At 62.3% G+C, this 16,715-nt stretch carries 15 protein-coding genes and 1 pseudogene; 9 read left to right on the top strand and 7 right to left on the bottom strand.

What is annotated here, in order from left to right; translation table 11 throughout:
* Positions 1-87 precede the first annotated feature (87 nt).
* Positions 88-1,380, top strand: coding sequence for an NAD(P)/FAD-dependent oxidoreductase (locus HBO12_RS10200; RefSeq protein WP_170042071.1), 1,293 nt, complete (start codon positions 88-90; stop codon positions 1,378-1,380).
* 1 nt (position 1,381) lies between these two features.
* Here HBO12_RS10200 and HBO12_RS10195 read toward each other — a convergent pair whose 3' ends face one another.
* Positions 1,382-1,615 (bottom strand): DUF1127 domain-containing protein, encoded by a 234-nt coding sequence (locus HBO12_RS10195; RefSeq protein ID WP_169955403.1) that lies wholly within the window; start codon positions 1,613-1,615, stop codon positions 1,382-1,384.
* 165 nt (positions 1,616-1,780) lie between these two features.
* Between HBO12_RS10195 and HBO12_RS10190 the strand changes: the two genes are divergently transcribed.
* Both HBO12_RS10190 and HBO12_RS10185 read left to right on the top strand, forming a co-directional pair.
* Positions 1,781-3,214 (top strand): aminotransferase-like domain-containing protein, encoded by a 1,434-nt coding sequence (locus tag HBO12_RS10190; RefSeq protein WP_170042070.1) that lies wholly within the window; start codon positions 1,781-1,783, stop codon positions 3,212-3,214.
* Between the two features lie 62 nt (positions 3,215-3,276).
* Positions 3,277-4,842: a phospholipase D family protein gene (locus HBO12_RS10185; RefSeq protein WP_170042069.1), complete on the top strand. Its 1,566-nt coding sequence runs from the start codon at positions 3,277-3,279 to the stop codon at positions 4,840-4,842.
* A gap of 82 nt (positions 4,843-4,924) precedes the next feature.
* On the opposite strand, the gene HBO12_RS10180 is transcribed toward HBO12_RS10185, so the two are convergent.
* Positions 4,925-6,067, bottom strand: coding sequence for an MFS transporter (locus HBO12_RS10180; RefSeq protein WP_169955406.1), 1,143 nt, complete (start codon positions 6,065-6,067; stop codon positions 4,925-4,927).
* A gap of 166 nt (positions 6,068-6,233) precedes the next feature.
* Positions 6,234-7,727 carry an aldehyde dehydrogenase gene (locus tag HBO12_RS10175; RefSeq protein ID WP_057440504.1) on the bottom strand — a complete coding sequence of 498 codons (1,494 nt, stop codon included), beginning with the start codon at positions 7,725-7,727 and terminating at the stop codon, positions 6,234-6,236.
* A gap of 227 nt (positions 7,728-7,954) precedes the next feature.
* On the opposite strand from HBO12_RS10175, the gene HBO12_RS10170 reads away from it, so the two are divergent.
* Complete coding sequence (locus tag HBO12_RS10170; RefSeq protein WP_170042068.1) at positions 7,955-8,317, top strand: cupin domain-containing protein; 363 nt, start codon at positions 7,955-7,957, stop codon at positions 8,315-8,317.
* Between the two features lie 80 nt (positions 8,318-8,397).
* On the opposite strand, the gene rpmG is transcribed toward HBO12_RS10170, so the two are convergent.
* Positions 8,398-8,553 carry a 50S ribosomal protein L33 gene (gene rpmG / locus HBO12_RS10165; protein ID WP_003176906.1) on the bottom strand — a complete coding sequence of 52 codons (156 nt, stop codon included), beginning with the start codon at positions 8,551-8,553 and terminating at the stop codon, positions 8,398-8,400.
* Between the two features lie 11 nt (positions 8,554-8,564).
* Positions 8,565-8,798, bottom strand: a complete 234-nt coding sequence (rpmB, locus tag HBO12_RS10160; RefSeq protein WP_007920377.1) for a 50S ribosomal protein L28 — start codon at positions 8,796-8,798, stop codon at positions 8,565-8,567.
* Positions 8,799-9,256: 458 nt separating this feature from the next.
* Between rpmB and HBO12_RS10155 the strand changes: the two genes are divergently transcribed.
* Positions 9,257-10,849 (top strand): ABC transporter substrate-binding protein, encoded by a 1,593-nt coding sequence (locus tag HBO12_RS10155; RefSeq protein WP_170042067.1) that lies wholly within the window; start codon positions 9,257-9,259, stop codon positions 10,847-10,849.
* A 47-nt stretch (positions 10,850-10,896) separates the two neighbouring features.
* On the opposite strand, the gene radC is transcribed toward HBO12_RS10155, so the two are convergent.
* Positions 10,897-11,571, bottom strand: coding sequence for a RadC family protein (gene radC / locus HBO12_RS10150; RefSeq protein ID WP_169955409.1), 675 nt, complete (start codon positions 11,569-11,571; stop codon positions 10,897-10,899).
* A 132-nt stretch (positions 11,572-11,703) separates the two neighbouring features.
* Here radC and coaBC point away from each other — a divergent pair, with 132 nt between their 5' ends.
* From coaBC to argB, 4 genes and pseudogenes are all read left to right on the top strand, one after another.
* Positions 11,704-12,912 carry a bifunctional phosphopantothenoylcysteine decarboxylase/phosphopantothenate--cysteine ligase CoaBC gene (coaBC, locus tag HBO12_RS10145; RefSeq protein WP_029289805.1) on the top strand — a complete coding sequence of 403 codons (1,209 nt, stop codon included), beginning with the start codon at positions 11,704-11,706 and terminating at the stop codon, positions 12,910-12,912.
* Between the two features lie 5 nt (positions 12,913-12,917).
* Complete coding sequence (dut, locus tag HBO12_RS10140; protein WP_169955410.1) at positions 12,918-13,373, top strand: dUTP diphosphatase; 456 nt, start codon at positions 12,918-12,920, stop codon at positions 13,371-13,373.
* 150 nt (positions 13,374-13,523) lie between these two features.
* Positions 13,524-14,927: pseudogene (locus tag HBO12_RS10135) on the top strand (phosphomannomutase/phosphoglucomutase); the annotation flags it as partial.
* 21 nt (positions 14,928-14,948) lie between these two features.
* The gene (gene argB / locus HBO12_RS10130) at positions 14,949-15,854 is read left to right on the top strand and encodes an acetylglutamate kinase (protein ID WP_076963434.1); all 906 of its coding nucleotides are present in this window, start codon (positions 14,949-14,951) and stop codon (positions 15,852-15,854) included.
* 196 nt (positions 15,855-16,050) lie between these two features.
* Here the strand turns inward: argB and pyrE are convergent, their stop codons facing one another.
* On the bottom strand, positions 16,051-16,695 hold the full coding sequence (pyrE, locus tag HBO12_RS10125) for an orotate phosphoribosyltransferase (protein ID WP_169955412.1): 645 nt from the start codon (positions 16,693-16,695) through the stop codon (positions 16,051-16,053).
* Between the last annotated feature and the right edge of the window lie 20 nt (positions 16,696-16,715).

Raw genomic sequence — 16,715 nt, 5'->3', positions numbered from 1 at the left:
GTGGATTTTGCCCTAAAAGCCCCGAGTGAGACAGCTTCACCCGACCGCTGTATCCTGCGTCAAATTTTCCAAACACGGATGCTCCCCATGACCGCCAGCGCCCGGCACACCGCTTCCTACTACGCCGCCAGCAGCCTGCCGCAGCCCGATTATCCGGTGCTGGCAGGCGAAGTCGTCGCCGATGTGTGCGTGGTGGGCGGCGGGTTTTCCGGGCTGAACACCGCGCTGGAGCTGGCCGAGCGCGGCTTTAGCGTGGTGCTGCTGGAGGCGCGCAAGATCGCCTGGGGCGCCAGCGGGCGCAACGGCGGGCAGTTGATTCGTGGCGTCGGTCACGGCCTGGATCAGTTTGCCAATGTAGTCGGCACCGAAGGTGTGCGGCAGATGAAGCTGATGGGCCTGGAAGCCGTGGAAATCGTGCGCCAGCGGGTCGAGCGCTTCCAGATCGATTGCGACCTGGCCTGGGGCTATTGCGACCTGGCCAACAAGCCCCGCGACCTGCAAGGCCTGGCCGCCGACGCCGAAGAACTGCACGGGCTTGGTTATCGCCATGAACTGCGCCTGCTGCAAGCCGGGGAGATGCGCAGCGTGATCGGCTCCGACCGTTACGTGGGCGGCATGATCGACATGGGCTCCGGCCACCTGCACCCGCTGAACCTGGCCCTCGGTGAAGCCGCCGCCGCGCAGCAACTGGGGGTCAGGCTGTTCGAGCAGTCCGAAGCCCTGCGCATCGACTACGGCCCGGAAGTCAAAGTCCACACCGCCCAGGGCAGCGTGCGCGCCAAGACCCTGGTGCTAGGCTGCAATGCCTATCTCAATGGCCTCAACCCGCACCTGAGCGGCAAGGTGCTGCCCGCTAGCAGCTACATCATTGCCACCGAACCCTTGAGCCCAACCCAGGCCGCCGAGTTACTGCCGCAAAACATGGCGGTGTGTGATCAGCGGGTCACGGTGGACTACTTCCGCTTGTCGGCCGACCGGCGCCTGCTGTTCGGCGGTGCTTGCCACTACTCCGGACGCGATCCCCAGGACATCGGCGCCTATATGCGGCCGAAGATGCTCAAGGTCTTCCCGCAATTGGCCGAGGCGAAGATCGACTATCAATGGGGCGGCATGATCGGCATCGGCGCCAACCGCCTGCCGCAGATTGGCCGGCTGGCCGACCAGCCCAATGTGTACTTTGCCCAGGCCTACGCCGGCCATGGCCTGAACGCCACCCACCTGGCCGGCAAACTGTTGGCCGAAGCCATCAGCGGCCAGCACAGTGGGCGCTTCGATCTGTTTGCCCAGGTGCCACACATCACCTTCCCTGGCGGCAAGCACTTGCGCTCACCGCTGCTGGCCCTGGGCATGCTCTGGCACCGCTTGAAAGAACTGCTCTGACTCAGCCGCGCCAGAACGGCTTCAAGCCTTCCTGGCGCGCCTGCTCGGCACTCAGGCCGATGTCGCGCAGTTGCTCCCGGCTCAACTCCAGCAAGGCCTTGCGCGTGTGGCGCCGGCGCCAGAACAGTTCCCAACGGCTCGGATTGCCAGGCGCCAGCCCGGCCAGCCCACGTTCCTGCCCTGCTTCCAGTTCCTGACTGTGTAACGCCAGCCGCACGTCGCTCAAGCCACTCATCGTCTTGCCCCTCATTTGCCTGTTGCCATGAGTGACTAGAATGAGCGCCGCAGCAAAACCATTACAGATTCAACCAACCTATATTAAATCCATACAGATACTCCACAACACACGCTGAATCCTGTATTTTCCAGGCATCTGTACTGGTCCTCGGGAGCAACCGCCATGACGCTTTACGTCAACCTCGCCGAACTGCTGGGCACGCGCATCGAACAGGGCTTCTACCGTCCCGGCGACCGTCTGCCCTCGGTGCGCGCCCTGAGCGTAGAACATGGCGTCAGCCTGAGCACCGTCCAGCAGGCTTACCGGCTGCTGGAAGACAACGGCCTGGCAACGCCCAAGCCAAAATCCGGCTACTTCGTGCCTGTCGGGCGCGAGCTGCCGGCGTTGCCCGCCGTAGGTCGGCCGGCCCAGCGCCCGGTGGAGATTTCCCAGTGGGACCAGGTGCTGGAACTGGTCCGCGCGGTACCTCGCAAAGATGTCATACAGATGGGCCGAGGCATGCCGGATGTACTGTCGCCAACCATCAAGCCGCTGCTGCGCAGCCTGGCCCGGGTGAGCCGGCGCCAGGACCTGCCAGGCCTGTACTACGACAATATCTACGGCTGTATGGAGCTGCGCGAGCAAATCGCCCGTCTGTCATTGGATTCCGGCTGCCAGCTCGACGCCCAGGACATCGTGATCACCACCGGCTGCCATGAGGCGCTGTCCTCCAGCATCCGTGCGATTTGCGAGCCTGGCGATATCGTCGCCGTCGACTCGCCAAGCTTTCATGGCGCCATGCAGACCCTCAAGGGCCTGGGCATGAAAGCCCTGGAAATCCCCACCGACCCGCTCACCGGCATCAGCCTCGAAGCCCTGGAACTGGCCCTGGAACAATGGCCGATCAAAGTCATCCAGTTGACCCCCAACTGCAACAACCCCCTGGGCTACATCATGCCCGAGGCCCGCAAACGGGCGCTGCTGACCCTGGCCCAGCGCTTTGACGTGGCAATCATCGAAGACGATGTGTATGGCGAACTGGCCTACAGCTACCCGCGACCACGCACCATCAAATCCTTCGACGAAGAAGGCCGCGTCCTACTCTGCAGTTCCTTCTCCAAAACCCTGGCCCCCGGCCTGCGGATCGGCTGGGTAGCCCCTGGCCGCTATCTGGAGCGGGTGCTGCACATGAAGTACATCAGCACCGGCTCCACCGCCACCCAACCGCAGATCGCCATTGCCGAGTTCCTCAAGAACGGGCACTTCGAGCCGCATTTACGGCGGATGCGCAGCCAATACCAGCGCAATCGCGACCTGATGCTCGATTGGGTCAGCCGCTATTTCCCCGCCGGCACCCGCGCCAGCCGGCCCCAGGGCAGCTTTATGCTGTGGGTGGAACTGCCCGAGGGCTTCGACACCCTCAGGCTCAACCGCGCCCTGGTCGAGCAAGGCGTACAGATTGCCGTGGGCAGCATCTTTTCTGCCTCGGGCAAATACCGGAACTGCCTGCGGATGAACTACGCTGCCAAGCCAACACCCCAGATTGAAGAGGCGGTGCGCAAGGTCGGGGCCACGGCGATCAAGATGCTCGCCGAAGCCGAACAGCGGGTGGACTGACCTTTTGCCAGCAATCACCGTCATATGCCCACCACCGCCCTGATTCGGAACCTGCCTCCTTGATGAGCCAACGGCTGTTAGCGCTTCTTTTGCTGGGGTTCCTGGGCCTGGGCGGTTGCGCCACCCTCAACGTACCCCGCGTACCCAGCGAAGCGCTGCCGACCACGCAGTCCGCCTTCGGCCGCTCGATCCAGGCCCAGGCCGCGCCCTATCAGGGCCGCTCCGGGTTCCGCCTGCTGCCCAACAGCAGCGAAGCGTTCATGGCCCGCGCCGAACTGATCCGCAATGCCCAGACCAGCCTCGACCTGCAGTACTACATCGTCCATGACGGCATCAGCACGCGCATGCTGGTGGACGAGTTGCTCACCGCGGCCGACCGTGGCGTGCGGGTGCGCATCCTCCTGGACGACACCACCAGCGACGGCCTGGACCAGATCATCGCCACCCTGGCCGCGCACCCGCAGATCCAGATTCGCCTGTTCAACCCCTTGCACCTGGGGCGCAGTACCGGCGTGACGCGGGCCATGGGCCGGCTGTTCAACCTATCGCTGCAACACCGGCGCATGCACAACAAGCTGTGGCTGGCGGACAACAGCGTGGCGATAGTCGGCGGGCGCAACCTGGGGGATGAGTATTTCGATGCCGAGCCCAACCTGAACTTCACCGATATCGACATGCTCAGCGTGGGGCCTGTGGCCGAACAACTGGGCCACAGCTTTGACCAGTACTGGAACAGTGCACTGAGCAAACCCATCGCCGACTTTATCTCCAGCGCCCCCTCCTCCCGCGACCTGGCCACCGCGCGCGGGCTCCTGGAGAAGTCCCTGGCCGAGTCGCGCCAGCAAAACCATGCCCTGTACAACCGTCTGCGCACCTACCAGACCCAGCCCCGCATGGACATCTGGCGCCGAGAGCTGATCTGGGCCTGGAACCAGGCACTGTGGGATGCACCGAGCAAGGTCCTGGCCAAGGCCGATCCCGACCCGCAACTGCTGCTCACCACTCAACTGGGGCCAGAGCTGGAAGGCGTGCACAGTGAACTGATGATGATTTCGGCCTACTTCGTCCCCGGTCAGCCGGGCCTGGTGTACCTGACCGGCCGCGCAGACGCGGGTGTGGACGTACGCCTGCTGACCAACGCCCTGGAAGCCACCGACGTGCCGGCGGTGCATGGCGGCTATGCGCCCTATCGCAAGGCGCTGCTGGAACACGGGGTGAAGTTGTACGAACTGCGCCGCCAACCGGGCGACGGCGGCGGCAGTGGCCCGCACTTGCTGGGTAGCCGCGCGCTGCATGGCTCGGACTCCAGCCTGCACAGCAAGGCGATGATCTTTGATCGGCAGAAGTCGTTTATCGGCTCATTCAATTTCGATCCGCGCTCGGTGCTGTGGAACACCGAGGTCGGGGTGCTGGTGGACAGTCCTGAGCTGGCCGAACACGTGCGCAACCTGGCCCTGCAAGGGATGGCGCCCGCCTTGAGCTATGAGGCGAAACTGCAGCAGGGCCAGGTGGTCTGGGTGACGGAAGATAACGGCCAGTTGCACACCCTGACCCGTGAGCCGGGTAGCTGGTGGCGCCGGTTCAATGCCTGGTTCGCTACCACCGTGGGCCTGGAGCGCATGCTCTAACCCCTGTAAGAGCCGACTTGCCGGCGATAGCGGCGGGTCAGGTAAGTTGCTATCGCCGGCAAGCCGGCTCCTACAGGTTTACCTAGGCTGGCTGCTCAACGCCAAACGCTCCTTGGCGCAACAACAGAATCACCAGCCCCAAGGCCCCCGCCGCCATCAACAACGGCAACGCATGCCCGCTGATCCACTGGCTGCCAGCCCCCGCTACCAGTGGGCCGATCAGGCAACCAATGCCCCACAACTGCGCGATATGGGCATTGGCCCGCACCAGCGCATCATCACGGTAGCGTTCGCCGATCAGGATTAACGACAAGGTAAACAAGCCCCCGGCGCTGGCACCGAACAGCACCCAGATCGGCCAGATCAGCCAGGTATCGAGCAACGGCGCAATCGCCAGGCTCGACAGCAGCAACAGCACCGCGCAGCCCAGAAACAGGGTGCGCCTTGGCAGGTAATCGGCCAGGGCGCCAATCGGCAATTGCAGCAGGGCATCGCCGACGACCACGGTGCTGACCATCGCCAGCGCCACCTCGGCGGTAAAGCCCTGTTGCAGGCAATACACCGGTAATAGCGTCAGAATCATCGCTTCGAACGCGGCAAACAGCGCCACCGCCCAGGCAATCGCCGGCAAGCCACGGCAAAAACCCCACAAGTCGCCAAAGGTCACGCTGAAGGCTTCTGCCGTCGGCGCCCCGCTGCGCCCCAGGAGCAGGACCGGCGCAACGATCAACAGGCCGACACCAACCCAGAAACCATAGTCATGCTCGGTGCCCAGCACACCGAGCAACAACGGCCCCGACAGCTGGCTCAAGGCGTAGGTACAGCCATACAGCGCCACCAGCCGGCCACGCCACTGCTCCACCACCAACTGGTTGATCCAGCTCTCGCCGAGGATAAACACGATGGTCAGGATCACCCCGATCATCAACCGCAGCACCAGCCACACCGGATAGCTGGGCAGTACCGCCAGTAAACCGATGGAAATCGCCCCGGCCCACAGGCACAGGCGCATCAGGTTCGCCGTGCCCAACCAGGAGGCCAGGCGACTGGACACCTTGGCGCCCAACAACACACCGAATGCCGGCATGGCCGCCATGATGCCGATGGCAAAGTTGCCATAGCCCCAGCTTTCCAGGCGCAGGGACACCAACGGCATGCTCACGCCCAGGGCGAGGCCGACGCTGAGTACCGACGCCAGGACGGCGAAGTAAGTCGCCCAACGCATTGCCACGCTCCTGTGGGTTATTTCCAGATCACGCAAAATACTGTGGGAGCGGGCTGGCCCGCGATGAGGGAGTACCAGCCAACTCATGAGTGACTGATATACCGCTATCGCGGGCAAGCCCGCTCCCACATTTGGGTCTACTGCAGCTTGGGCCCGGAGTCCGGACTTACAGCTTGATCCAGGTCGCCTTCAGCTCGGTGTACTTGTCGAACGCGTGCAGCGACTTGTCGCGACCGTTGCCCGACTGCTTGAACCCACCAAACGGCGCAGTCATGTCGCCGCCATCGTACTGGTTGACCCACACGCTACCGGCGCGCAGGGCCTTGGCGGTCAGGTGCGCCTTGGAGATATCCGAAGTCCAGACTGCAGCGGCCAGGCCATAAGGCGTGTCGTTGGCAATCGCCACCGCTTCTTCAGCACTGTCGAAAGTCAGCACCGACAGCACCGGGCCAAAGATCTCTTCCTGGGCAATTTTCATGGCGTTGGTCACGCCGTCGAAAATCGTCGGCTCGACATAAGTACCACCGGTCTCCTGCAGGGTGCGCTTGCCACCGGCCACCAGCTTGGCGCCATCGGCGTGCCCGGCCTCGATGTACGACAGCACGGTGTTCATCTGCTGGGTATCCACCAGCGCACCGACATTAGTCGCCGGGTCCAGCGGGTTGCCCGGCTTCCAGCCCTTGAGGGCCTCGATCACCATTGGCAGGAATTTGTCCTTGATCGAACGCTCCACCAGCAGGCGCGAGCCGGCCGTGCAGACTTCGCCCTGGTTGAAGGCGATGGCGCCCGCAGCGGATTCGGCGGCGGCTTGCAGGTCCGGGGCATCGGCAAACACGATGTTCGGGCTCTTGCCGCCGGCTTCCAGCCAGACGCGTTTCATGTTCGATTCGCCGGAGTAGATCATCAGTTGCTTGGCGATCTTGGTCGAACCGGTGAACACCAAAGTGTCGACGTCCATATGCAGCGCCAGGGCCTTGCCGACAGTGTGGCCATAACCCGGCAGCACGTTGAGCACGCCTTTGGGGATACCGGCTTCAACGGCCAGGGCGGCGATGCGGATGGCAGTCAGCGGGGATTTTTCCGAGGGCTTGAGCACGACCGAGTTACCGGTGGACAGAGCCGGCCCCAGCTTCCAGCAGGCCATCATCAGCGGGAAGTTCCACGGCACGATGGCCGCCACTACGCCGACGGGCTCGCGGGTCACCAGGCCCAGTTGGTCATGGGGGGTGGCGGCCACTTCATCGTAAATCTTGTCGATGGCCTCGCCGCTCCAGCTCAGGGCTTGCGCCGCGCCAGGGATGTCGATGCCCAGGGAGTCGCCGATGGGCTTGCCCATGTCCAGGGTTTCGAGCAGGGCCAGCTCTTCGGCATTGGCCTTGAGCAGCGCGGCGAAACGGATCATGGTGGCTTTGCGCTTGGCCGGGGCCAGGCGTGACCAGGCACCGGAGTTGAAGGTGGCGCGGGCGTTTTCCACGGCGCGCTGGGCGTCGGCGACGTCACAGCTGGCAACCGTGGTCAGCAGGCGGCCATCGACCGGGCTGAGGCATTCGAACGTGTCGCCGGAAACCGCGGCGGTGTATTCGCCATTGATGTAGGCGCGGCCTTCGATCTTCAGGTCCTTGGCGCGTTGTTCCCAGTCGGCACGGGTCAGGGTGGTCATGCGAGTGTCCTCCTCTTATTAAATATAAGGGCCCGGCGTTATAACCGCTCCCTTCCAAATGCTTGCCCGGCCAGCCAGCTATTCGGTCCGAGGCACCCGCCACCCTAAACCAGCCGCAAGGGATGTTTCAATATATTTGACATAACCGCGGCAAACGCCCTTGCGATGTTCATTTTAATAAACATAGACTTTGGCTCTCCAACCCCAGGCCTAGACGGGATACGTGCATGAACATTCAGGATGTCGTCGATTTCAGCCAGGCGAACACCGCCGCCGAACGCTACCGCCCCGCCACAGAAAAAGTCCTCAAGGGCGACCCCGAGCAGACGCTCTACAACCACTACAACAGCCCGTGCGGCCAGATGAACGCCGGGGTCTGGGAAGGTGAAGTCGGGCAATGGAAGGTGAACTACACCGAACACGAGTACTGCGAGATCGTGCAGGGGGTTTCGGTGCTACGCGATGCCGAAGGCAACGCCAAGACCTTGCGCGCCGGTGACCGCTTCGTGATCCCGGCCGGGTTCAGTGGCACCTGGGAAGTGCTGGAGCCGTGCCGCAAGATCTACGTGGTGTTCGAAGAAAAGGCCTGATCGGTCGAGCGCGACTTTTCAAAAGGCAAAAAAAACCCGCATCGTGAGATACGGGTTTTTTTCACAAGAAAGAAAACCAATTACTTGATTTTGCCTTCTTTGTAGATCACGTGCTTGCGAACGCGCGGGTCGAACATTTTCTTTTCGAGCTTGTCCGGGGTAGTACGCTTGTTCTTGTCGGTAGTGTAGAAGTGACCAGTACCGGCGCTAGAGATCATTCGAATCAATTCACGCATGATTTAGCTCCTTAGATTTTGCCGTCGCGGCGCAGTTCAGCGAGCACGACAGTGATGCCACGCTTGTCGATGATACGCATGCCTTTGGCAGATACGCGCAGACGGACAAAACGTTTCTCTTCTTCAACCCAGAAGCGGTGATGCTGCAGGTTTGGCAGGAAACGACGACGGGTTTTGTTGTTTGCGTGGGAAATGTTATTCCCAGTCACCGGACCCTTACCGGTAACTTGACAGACTCTCGACATGCCTCAGCCCTCTAAAACCACATGCCCAACCCGGCATGGGTTGGCCGCTTAATCTCTCAGTCATTTGGCGCCAGGCGCCGCGTTTCTTTAAGGGTCTTACCGGCTACACCTACAGTGAAGGAACCGGGCCCCTAGAAAAGAGCGCTGCTTTATACCAGAAAGACCCCAGTGCAACAACAGCCGGTGTGTTTTTCCCGCTGTAAATCTCGCCCGAACAGCTCTCAAGCGCTGCCAGGGTGGGCCGCCGTGCTGGCGAACCGCTCGTCGCACCAAATGTTTTATCGCCGCTGCTTGTAGGCCAAGGCCCCGGACAAAATGACCTGAGGCGCCATCAAAACAGTATTTGCTGTAAATGCACAGGCAAAAATGGGCTAGTCATTTGTGAATCAGGCCACTACGGTAGGCCTTTTCCAGACTGCACTCGCAGATGGGCCTCCGATCTGCAAAGGAAACCGACCATGCGCCTCGCTGCCCTGCCACTCCTGCTCGCCCCGCTCTTCCTCGCCCCGTTGGCCCAGGCGGCCTCCACGTTGAGCGTCTGCACCGAGGCCAGCCCCGAAGGGTTCGATGTGGTGCAGTACAACTCCCTGACCACCACCAACGCCTCGGCGGATGTGTTGATGAACCGCCTGGTGGACTTCGACGCTGCAAGCGGCAAGCTGGTGCCGAGCCTGGCCGACAGCTGGGAAGTCTCGCCAGACGGCCTGACCTACACCTTTAAATTGCATCCGGACGTGAAATTTCACCGTACCGCGTATTTCAACCCAAGCCGCAGCCTCACCGCCGAAGACGTACGCTTCAGCTTCGAGCGCATGCTCGACCCGGCCAACCCCTGGCACCAGATTGCCCAGAGCGGCTTCCCTCACGCCCAGTCGCTACAACTGCCGGCGCTGATCAAGAAGATCGACGCCCTCGACCCGCTGACCGTGCGTTTTACCCTGAATCACGCCGACTCCACGTTCCTCGCCGCGCTGAGCATGGGCTTTGCCTCGATCTACCCGGCCGAATACGCCGACAAGCTGCTCAAGGCCGGCACCCCGGAGAAGCTCAATAGCCAACCCATCGGCACCGGGCCCTTCGTTTTCGGGCGTTTCCAGAAAGATGCGGCCATTCGCTACAAGGCCAACCCGGATTACTTTGCCGGCAAACCGGCTGTGGATAACTTGATCTTTGCGATCACCCCGGACGCCAACGTGCGCCTGCAGAAACTGCGCCGGGATGAGTGCCAGATTGCCTTGTCACCCAAGCCCCTGGATATCGGCGAGGCGCAAAAGGATGCGGCGCTCAAGGTGGAAAAGACCGCAGCCTTCATGACCGCCTTTGTGGCCATCAACAGCCAGCACCCTCCGCTGGACAAGCCAGAAGTGCGCCAGGCGATCAACCTGGCCTTCGACAAGGCCAGCTACCTCAAGGCCGTGTTTGAAGGCACCGCCGAAGCCGCCACCGGCCCCTACCCGCCCAACACCTGGGGTTTTGCCAAGGAATTGCCGGGTTATCCACAGGACATCGCCAAGGCCAAGGCCCTGCTGGCCCGTGCCGGCTTGAGTGACGGCTTCAAGACCACCATCTGGACCCGGCCCTCGGGCAGCCTGCTCAACCCCAACCCAAGCCTGGGCGCCCAGTTGTTGCAGGCGGACCTGGCCAAGGTCGGCATCCAGGCCGAGATCCGCGTGATCGAATGGGGCGAACTGATCCGCCGCGCCAAGGCGGGCGAGCACGACCTGCTGTTTATGGGCTGGGCCGGCGACAACGGCGACCCGGATAACTTCCTGACCCCGCAGTTTTCCTGCGCAGCGGTCAAATCCGGCACCAACTTCGCCCGCTACTGCGACCCCGCGCTGGATAAGCTGATCAGTGCCGGCAAGACCACCAACGAGCAAGGCGTGCGCAGCAAGCTGTACCAACAGGCGCAGGCGCAGATCCAGCAGCAGGCACTGTGGTTGCCACTGGCCCACCCGACGGCCTTTGCCCTGACACGCAAGAGTATCGAGGGGTATCAGGTCAGCCCGTTTGGGCGCCAGGACTTCTCCAAGGTCAGCGTAAAACCCTGACCCGGCCTCTGTAGGAGCCGGCAGGCCAGCTCCTACAAGAGGTTGCGTTACAGCCAGCCATATTCAGCCATCGACAGCGGGTCACCGTCGCCGACAATGATGTGGTCCAGTACCCGCACATCCACCAGATCCAGGGCCTTTTGCAGCACTTTGGTCAATTTTCGATCAGCAACGCTCGGCTCGGCATTCCCGGAGGGATGGTTGTGGCACAGGATCAAGGCCGCCGCGTTGTAGTCCAGGGCGCGCTTGACCACTTGTCGCGGGTAGACCGTGGCGTTGTCGATGGTGCCCTGGAACAGCGCCTCGAAACCCAGCACCCGATGCCTGGAGTCGAGAAACAGGCAGCCAAATATCTCGTGGGGCTGGTGGCGCAGCAGGGCCTTGAGGTAATCACGCACGGCTACCGGGCTTTCCAGAACCGACTCGTTACGCACATGCTCGGCCAGATGGCGCCGCCCCATTTCCAGTACCGCCTGCAACTGGGCGAACTTGGCCGGCCCCAGGCCCAGGTGCTGGATGAATACGGCCTGGCGCGCCTCCAGCAGCGTACGCAGGCTGCCAAACTGCCCCAACAGGTGGCGCGCCAGGTCCACCGCGCTTTTACCCGAGACACCGGTACGCAGGAAAATCGCCAGCAACTCGGCATCCGAGAGGCTCTGCGCGCCCAACTCCAAAAGCTTCTCCCGCGGACGCTCCGCCGCAGGCCAATTGCGAATACTCATGGCACCTCCGTGTGCATGTGCGCCGCTGTTGCATGGCGGACGCTGTGTTATCTTAGCCGCTCTTTTTTGCGCGCGATTTCACCCTGGGGAGGGGGGATCGCAACGCCATCACTGAACTGGAAAGGCAAACCAATGCAGCGTCTGTATCGGAAACGCATCGTTCTCGGCGTCGGCGGCGGCATTGCCGCCTACAAGAGCGCAGAGTTGGTTCGCAGGCTCCTGGACCAGGGCGCCGAAGTGCGCGTGGTCATGACCCGTGGCGGCAGTGAGTTCATTACCCCACTGACCATGCAGGCACTGTCCGGCCACCCGGTACACCTGGACCTGCTGGACCCGGCTGCCGAAGCCGCCATGGGCCATATCGAACTGGCCAAATGGGCCGACCTGGTGCTGATCGCACCCGCCACCGCCGACCTCATCGCGCGCCTCGCCCAAGGTATTGCCGACGACCTGCTGACCACGCTGGTACTGGCCACCGACGCCACCGTCGCCATCGCCCCGGCGATGAACCAGGCCATGTGGCGCGACCCGGCCACCCAGGCCAACACCCAATTGCTGCAAAGCCGTGGCCTCAAGGTTTTTGGCCCGGCCTCCGGCAGCCAGGCCTGTGGTGACGTCGGCCTGGGCCGCATGCTCGAAGCCACGGACCTGGCGCTGTGCGCCGCCGAGTGTTTCCAGCACCTGGCCCTGACCGGCAAGCACGTGTTGATTACCGCCGGCCCGACCCAGGAAAACATCGACCCGGTGCGCTACATCACCAACCATAGCTCAGGGAAAATGGGCTTTGCCCTGGCTGAGGCGGCGGTTGAGGCAGGCGCGCGCGTGACCCTGATCACCGGCCCGGTGCATCTGCCAACCCCGGACCGGGTCACCCGCATCGACGTCGTCAGCGCCCGCGACATGCTCGCGGCCTGTGAGGCGGCGATTCCCTGTGATGTGTTTATCGCTTCGGCAGCGGTCGCAGACTACCGCCCGGAAGTGGTTGCGCCGCAAAAACTCAAGAAAGACCCTACAAGCGGCGATGGCCTGCTCCTGCAAATGGTCCGCAACCCGGACATTCTGGCCACCATTGCCACCCGCGCCGATCGTCCGTTCAGCGTCGGTTTCGCCGCCGAGACCGAAAACCTGCTGGACTACGCCGCACGTAAACTGAAAGACAAAAACCTCGACCTGATCGTTGCCAATGATGTCGCCAACCCCAGCATCGGCTTCAACAGCGAGGAAAACGCCTGCAGCGTGATTGACCGCGAGCTGCACGCCACCCTTTTCGCCCAGACCAGCAAGGGCAAGATTGCCCGCCAACTGATCTCTTTTATCGCCCAACGGCTGAACCAGGTTTAATTTCCATGCACGCTTTGCAAGCCAAGATCCTCGACCCCCGCATCGGCACCGACTTCCCACTGCCGGCCTACGCCACACCCGGCTCCGCCGGCCTGGACCTGCGCGCCATGCTCAAGCAAGACACCGTCCTTGAGCCGGGCCAGACCCTGCTGATCCCTACCGGCCTGTCGATCTACGTCGGCGACCCTGGCCTGGCTGCGTTGATCCTGCCGCGCTCGGGCCTTGGCCACAAACACGGGATCGTGCTGGGTAACCTGGTGGGCCTGATCGACTCCGACTACCAAGGTGAGCTGATGGTCTCGTGCTGGAACCGTGGCCAGACCGCCTTCAACATCGCCGTCGGCGAGCGTATCGCCCAACTGGTGCTGGTACCGGTGGTGCAGGCGCATTTCGAGCTGGTGACCGAGTTCGACGAAACCCAGCGCGGCGCAGGCGGTTTCGGGCATTCCGGCAGCCACTGACTACGCTCAGGCATGCCGGGCGCAGCGTCCGGTATGCCCCAGTGGCACTTTCGCACTACGAACTCTAGGGCTAAAACGCCGTCTTACCCTTCAGTTTGAGCCTGCCGGTCGCCGCACTCAGGCCTGTCCGCCCCGTATCGATGGAGTTTCCCAGTGATGAGCAACGCAGCCCCAGTCGCACCGACGTTTCCCGACAGCATTTTCCGCGCCTACGACATCCGTGGCGTCGTCCCGAAAACCCTGACCGCCGAAACCGCCTACTGGATCGGCCGCGCCATCGGCTCCCAAAGCCTGGCCCAGGGCGAGCCCAACGTCTCGGTGGGACGTGACGGTCGCCTGTCCGGCCCCGAGTTGGTGGAACGCCTGATCCAGGGCCTGGCCGACAGCGGCTGCCATGTCAGTGACGTAGGCCTGGTGCCAACGCCGGCGCTGTACTACGCCGCCAACGTGCTGGCCGGCAAATCCGGCGTGATGCTCACCGGCAGCCACAACCCATCGGACTACAACGGCTTCAAGATCGTGATTGCCGGCGACACCCTGGCCAACGAGCAGATCCAGGCCCTGCACACTCGCCTCAAGACCAATGACCTGACCAGCGGCCAGGGCAGCATCACCCAGGTCGATATCCTCCAGCGCTATTCGGACGAAATCACCCGGGACGTCAAGCTCCAGCGCCGCCTGAAAGTCGTGGTGGACTGCGGCAACGGCGCAGCCGGCGTGATCGCCCCGCAACTGCTCGAAGCCCTGAACTGCGAAGTGATCCCGCTGTTCTGCGACGTCGACGGCAACTTCCCCAACCATCACCCGGACCCGGGCAAGCCTGAAAACCTGGTGGACCTGATCGCCAAGGTCGCAGAAGTGGGGGCCGATGTCGGCCTGGCCTTCGATGGCGACGGCGACCGCGTGGGCGTGGTGACCAACACCGGCAGCATCGTGTTCCCCGACCGCCTGCTGATGCTGTTCGCCCGCGACGTGGTTGCACGCAACCCAGGCGCCGAGATCATCTTCGACGTCAAGTGCACCCGGCGCCTGACGCCGTTGATCAAGGAATATGGCGGCCGCCCACTGATGTGGAAGACCGGTCATTCGTTGATCAAAAAGAAAATGAAAGAAACCGGTGCCCTGCTGGCCGGCGAAATGAGCGGCCATGTGTTCTTCAAGGAACGCTGGTTCGGTTTTGACGACGGCATCTACAGCGCCGCCCGCCTGCTGGAGATCCTCAGCAAGGAGAAATCCAGCGCTGAAGACTTGTTCGAGACCTTCCCGAACGATATTTCTACGCCGGAAATCAATATCCATGTGACCGAAGAGAGCAAATTCAGCATCATTGACGCATTGCACGATGCGCAATGGGGTGAAGGCGCCAACCTGACCACCATTGATGGTGTGCGAGTCGATTATGCCGAAGGCTGGGGCCTGGTTCGCGCGTCCAACACCACTCCGGTGCTGGTCCTGCGTTTCGAGGCGGATACCGAGGCCGAGTTGCAGCGCATCAAGGACGTGTTCCACGCCCAGTTGAAACGTGTTGCCCCTGATCTCCAACTACCGTTCTGATTATTTGCCCCGGAGCCCTGAATGACCCTCGAACGCGACGCTGCCGCCAATACCGCCAAGGTCCTTTCCGAAGCGCTGCCTTACATTCGACGCTACGTCGGCAAGACGCTGGTGATCAAGTACGGCGGCAATGCCATGGAAAGCGACGAGCTGAAAACCGGCTTTGCCCGCGACATCGTGTTGATGAAAGCCGTCGGGATCAACCCGGTGGTGGTACACGGCGGCGGCCCGCAGATCGGCGACCTGCTCAAGCGCCTGTCCATCGAGAGTCATTTCATCGACGGCATGCGTGTCACTGATGCACAGACCATGGATGTGGTGGAGATGGTCCTGGGCGGCCAGGTGAACAAAGACATCGTCAACCTGATCAACCGTCACGGCGGCAGCGCCATCGGCCTGACCGGCAAGGACGCCGAGTTGATCCGCGCGAAGAAACTCACCGTGACCCGCAAGACCCCGGAGATGACCCAGCCGGAAATCATCGACATCGGCCAGGTGGGCGAAGTGATCGGCATCAACACCGATTTGCTCAACCTGCTGGTCAAGGGCGACTTCATCCCGGTGATCGCGCCGATTGGCGTGGGGGCCAATGGCGAGTCCTACAACATCAACGCTGACCTGGTAGCCGGCAAGGTGGCCGAGGCCCTGAAGGCCGAGAAGCTGATGCTGCTGACCAACATCGCCGGCCTGATGGACAAGGAAGGCAAGGTCCTGACCGGCCTGACCACCCAGCAAGTCGACGACCTGATCGCCGACGGCACTATCTACGGCGGCATGCTGCCGAAGATCCGCTGCGCACTGGAAGCAGTGCAAGGTGGTGTCGGCAGCTCGCTGATCATCGACGGCCGGGTGCCCAATGCGGTGCTGCTGGAGATCTTCACTGATACGGGCATGGGCACGCTGATCAGCAATCGCAAGCGGCCGTAAACACTGAAACAAAAAGCCCCCGTTCAACCTGGTTGAACGGGGGCTTTTTTATGTGCATCGACCTGCAGCATTATGGAGATCCCCTGTAGGAGCGGGCTTGCCCGCGATAGCGGTAGTCCATTCAACACTGATGTTGACTGACAGATCGCCATCGCGAGCAAGCTCGCTCCTACACAAGCTCATCAGCTACAAGGGGTCAGACGCCAAACTGCTCGCGGTACGCACGCACTGCCGGCAGGTGCTGCTTGAGCTGCGGGTCGTCTTCGAGGAACTGCAATACCTGGTTCAGCGACACGATGCTGACCACTGGAATGCCAAAATCACGCTCTACTTCCTGGATCGCCGACAACTCACCGTTGCCGCGCTCCTGGCGGTTCAGTGCGATCAGCACGCCGGCGGCCTTGGCGCCGTCCTGGGATGCAATGATCTGCATCACTTCACGAATCGCGGTGCCGGCGGTGATCACATCGTCGATGATCAGCACATCACCGGCCAGCGGTGCGCCGACCAGGCTGCCGCCTTCGCCGTGGGCCTTGGCTTCCTTGCGATTGAAACACCATGGCAGATCCCGGTCGTGATGTTCGGCCAGGGCCACTGCGGTCGCGGCGGCCAACGGAATGCCTTTGTAGGCAGGGCCAAACAGCACATCGAAGGAAATACCGCTTTCAACAATGGCGGCGGCGTAGAAACGCCCCAGTTGCGCCAGGGCAGAACCCGAGTTGAACAGGCCAGCATTGAAGAAATATGGGCTGGTGCGCCCGGACTTGAGGGTGAACTCACCGAAGCGCAAAACCCCGCGATCGATGGCAAAACGAATGAAATCGCGTTGATACGCCTGCATGAAAAAAGCCTCAGATACCA

Origin of the sequence: Pseudomonas sp. WS 5059, assembly GCF_012985525.1 — a bacterium.
Classification (GTDB): domain Bacteria; phylum Pseudomonadota; class Gammaproteobacteria; order Pseudomonadales; family Pseudomonadaceae; genus Aquipseudomonas.
Note: the sequence above shows the minus strand (reverse complement) of the source record. Positions and strands in the feature narration are given on the sequence as shown.

Bases quoted from the DNA above. Each gene is read 5' to 3' on its own strand.
- HBO12_RS10200 (WP_170042071.1), top strand. From the start codon at position 88: ATGACCGCCAGCGCCCGGCACACCGCTTCCTACTACGCCGCCAGCAGC.
- HBO12_RS10195 (WP_169955403.1), bottom strand. From the start codon at position 1,615: ATGAGTGGCTTGAGCGACGTGCGGCTGGCGTTACACAGTCAGGAACTG.
- HBO12_RS10190 (WP_170042070.1), top strand. From the start codon at position 1,781: ATGACGCTTTACGTCAACCTCGCCGAACTGCTGGGCACGCGCATCGAA.
- HBO12_RS10185 (WP_170042069.1), top strand. From the start codon at position 3,277: ATGAGCCAACGGCTGTTAGCGCTTCTTTTGCTGGGGTTCCTGGGCCTG.
- HBO12_RS10180 (WP_169955406.1), bottom strand. From the start codon at position 6,067: ATGCGTTGGGCGACTTACTTCGCCGTCCTGGCGTCGGTACTCAGCGTC.
- HBO12_RS10175 (WP_057440504.1), bottom strand. From the start codon at position 7,727: ATGACCACCCTGACCCGTGCCGACTGGGAACAACGCGCCAAGGACCTG.
- HBO12_RS10170 (WP_170042068.1), top strand. From the start codon at position 7,955: ATGAACATTCAGGATGTCGTCGATTTCAGCCAGGCGAACACCGCCGCC.
- rpmG (WP_003176906.1), bottom strand. From the start codon at position 8,553: ATGCGTGAATTGATTCGAATGATCTCTAGCGCCGGTACTGGTCACTTC.
- rpmB (WP_007920377.1), bottom strand. From the start codon at position 8,798: ATGTCGAGAGTCTGTCAAGTTACCGGTAAGGGTCCGGTGACTGGGAAT.
- HBO12_RS10155 (WP_170042067.1), top strand. From the start codon at position 9,257: ATGCGCCTCGCTGCCCTGCCACTCCTGCTCGCCCCGCTCTTCCTCGCC.
- radC (WP_169955409.1), bottom strand. From the start codon at position 11,571: ATGAGTATTCGCAATTGGCCTGCGGCGGAGCGTCCGCGGGAGAAGCTT.
- coaBC (WP_029289805.1), top strand. From the start codon at position 11,704: ATGCAGCGTCTGTATCGGAAACGCATCGTTCTCGGCGTCGGCGGCGGC.
- dut (WP_169955410.1), top strand. From the start codon at position 12,918: ATGCACGCTTTGCAAGCCAAGATCCTCGACCCCCGCATCGGCACCGAC.
- argB (WP_076963434.1), top strand. From the start codon at position 14,949: ATGACCCTCGAACGCGACGCTGCCGCCAATACCGCCAAGGTCCTTTCC.
- pyrE (WP_169955412.1), bottom strand. From the start codon at position 16,695: ATGCAGGCGTATCAACGCGATTTCATTCGTTTTGCCATCGATCGCGGG.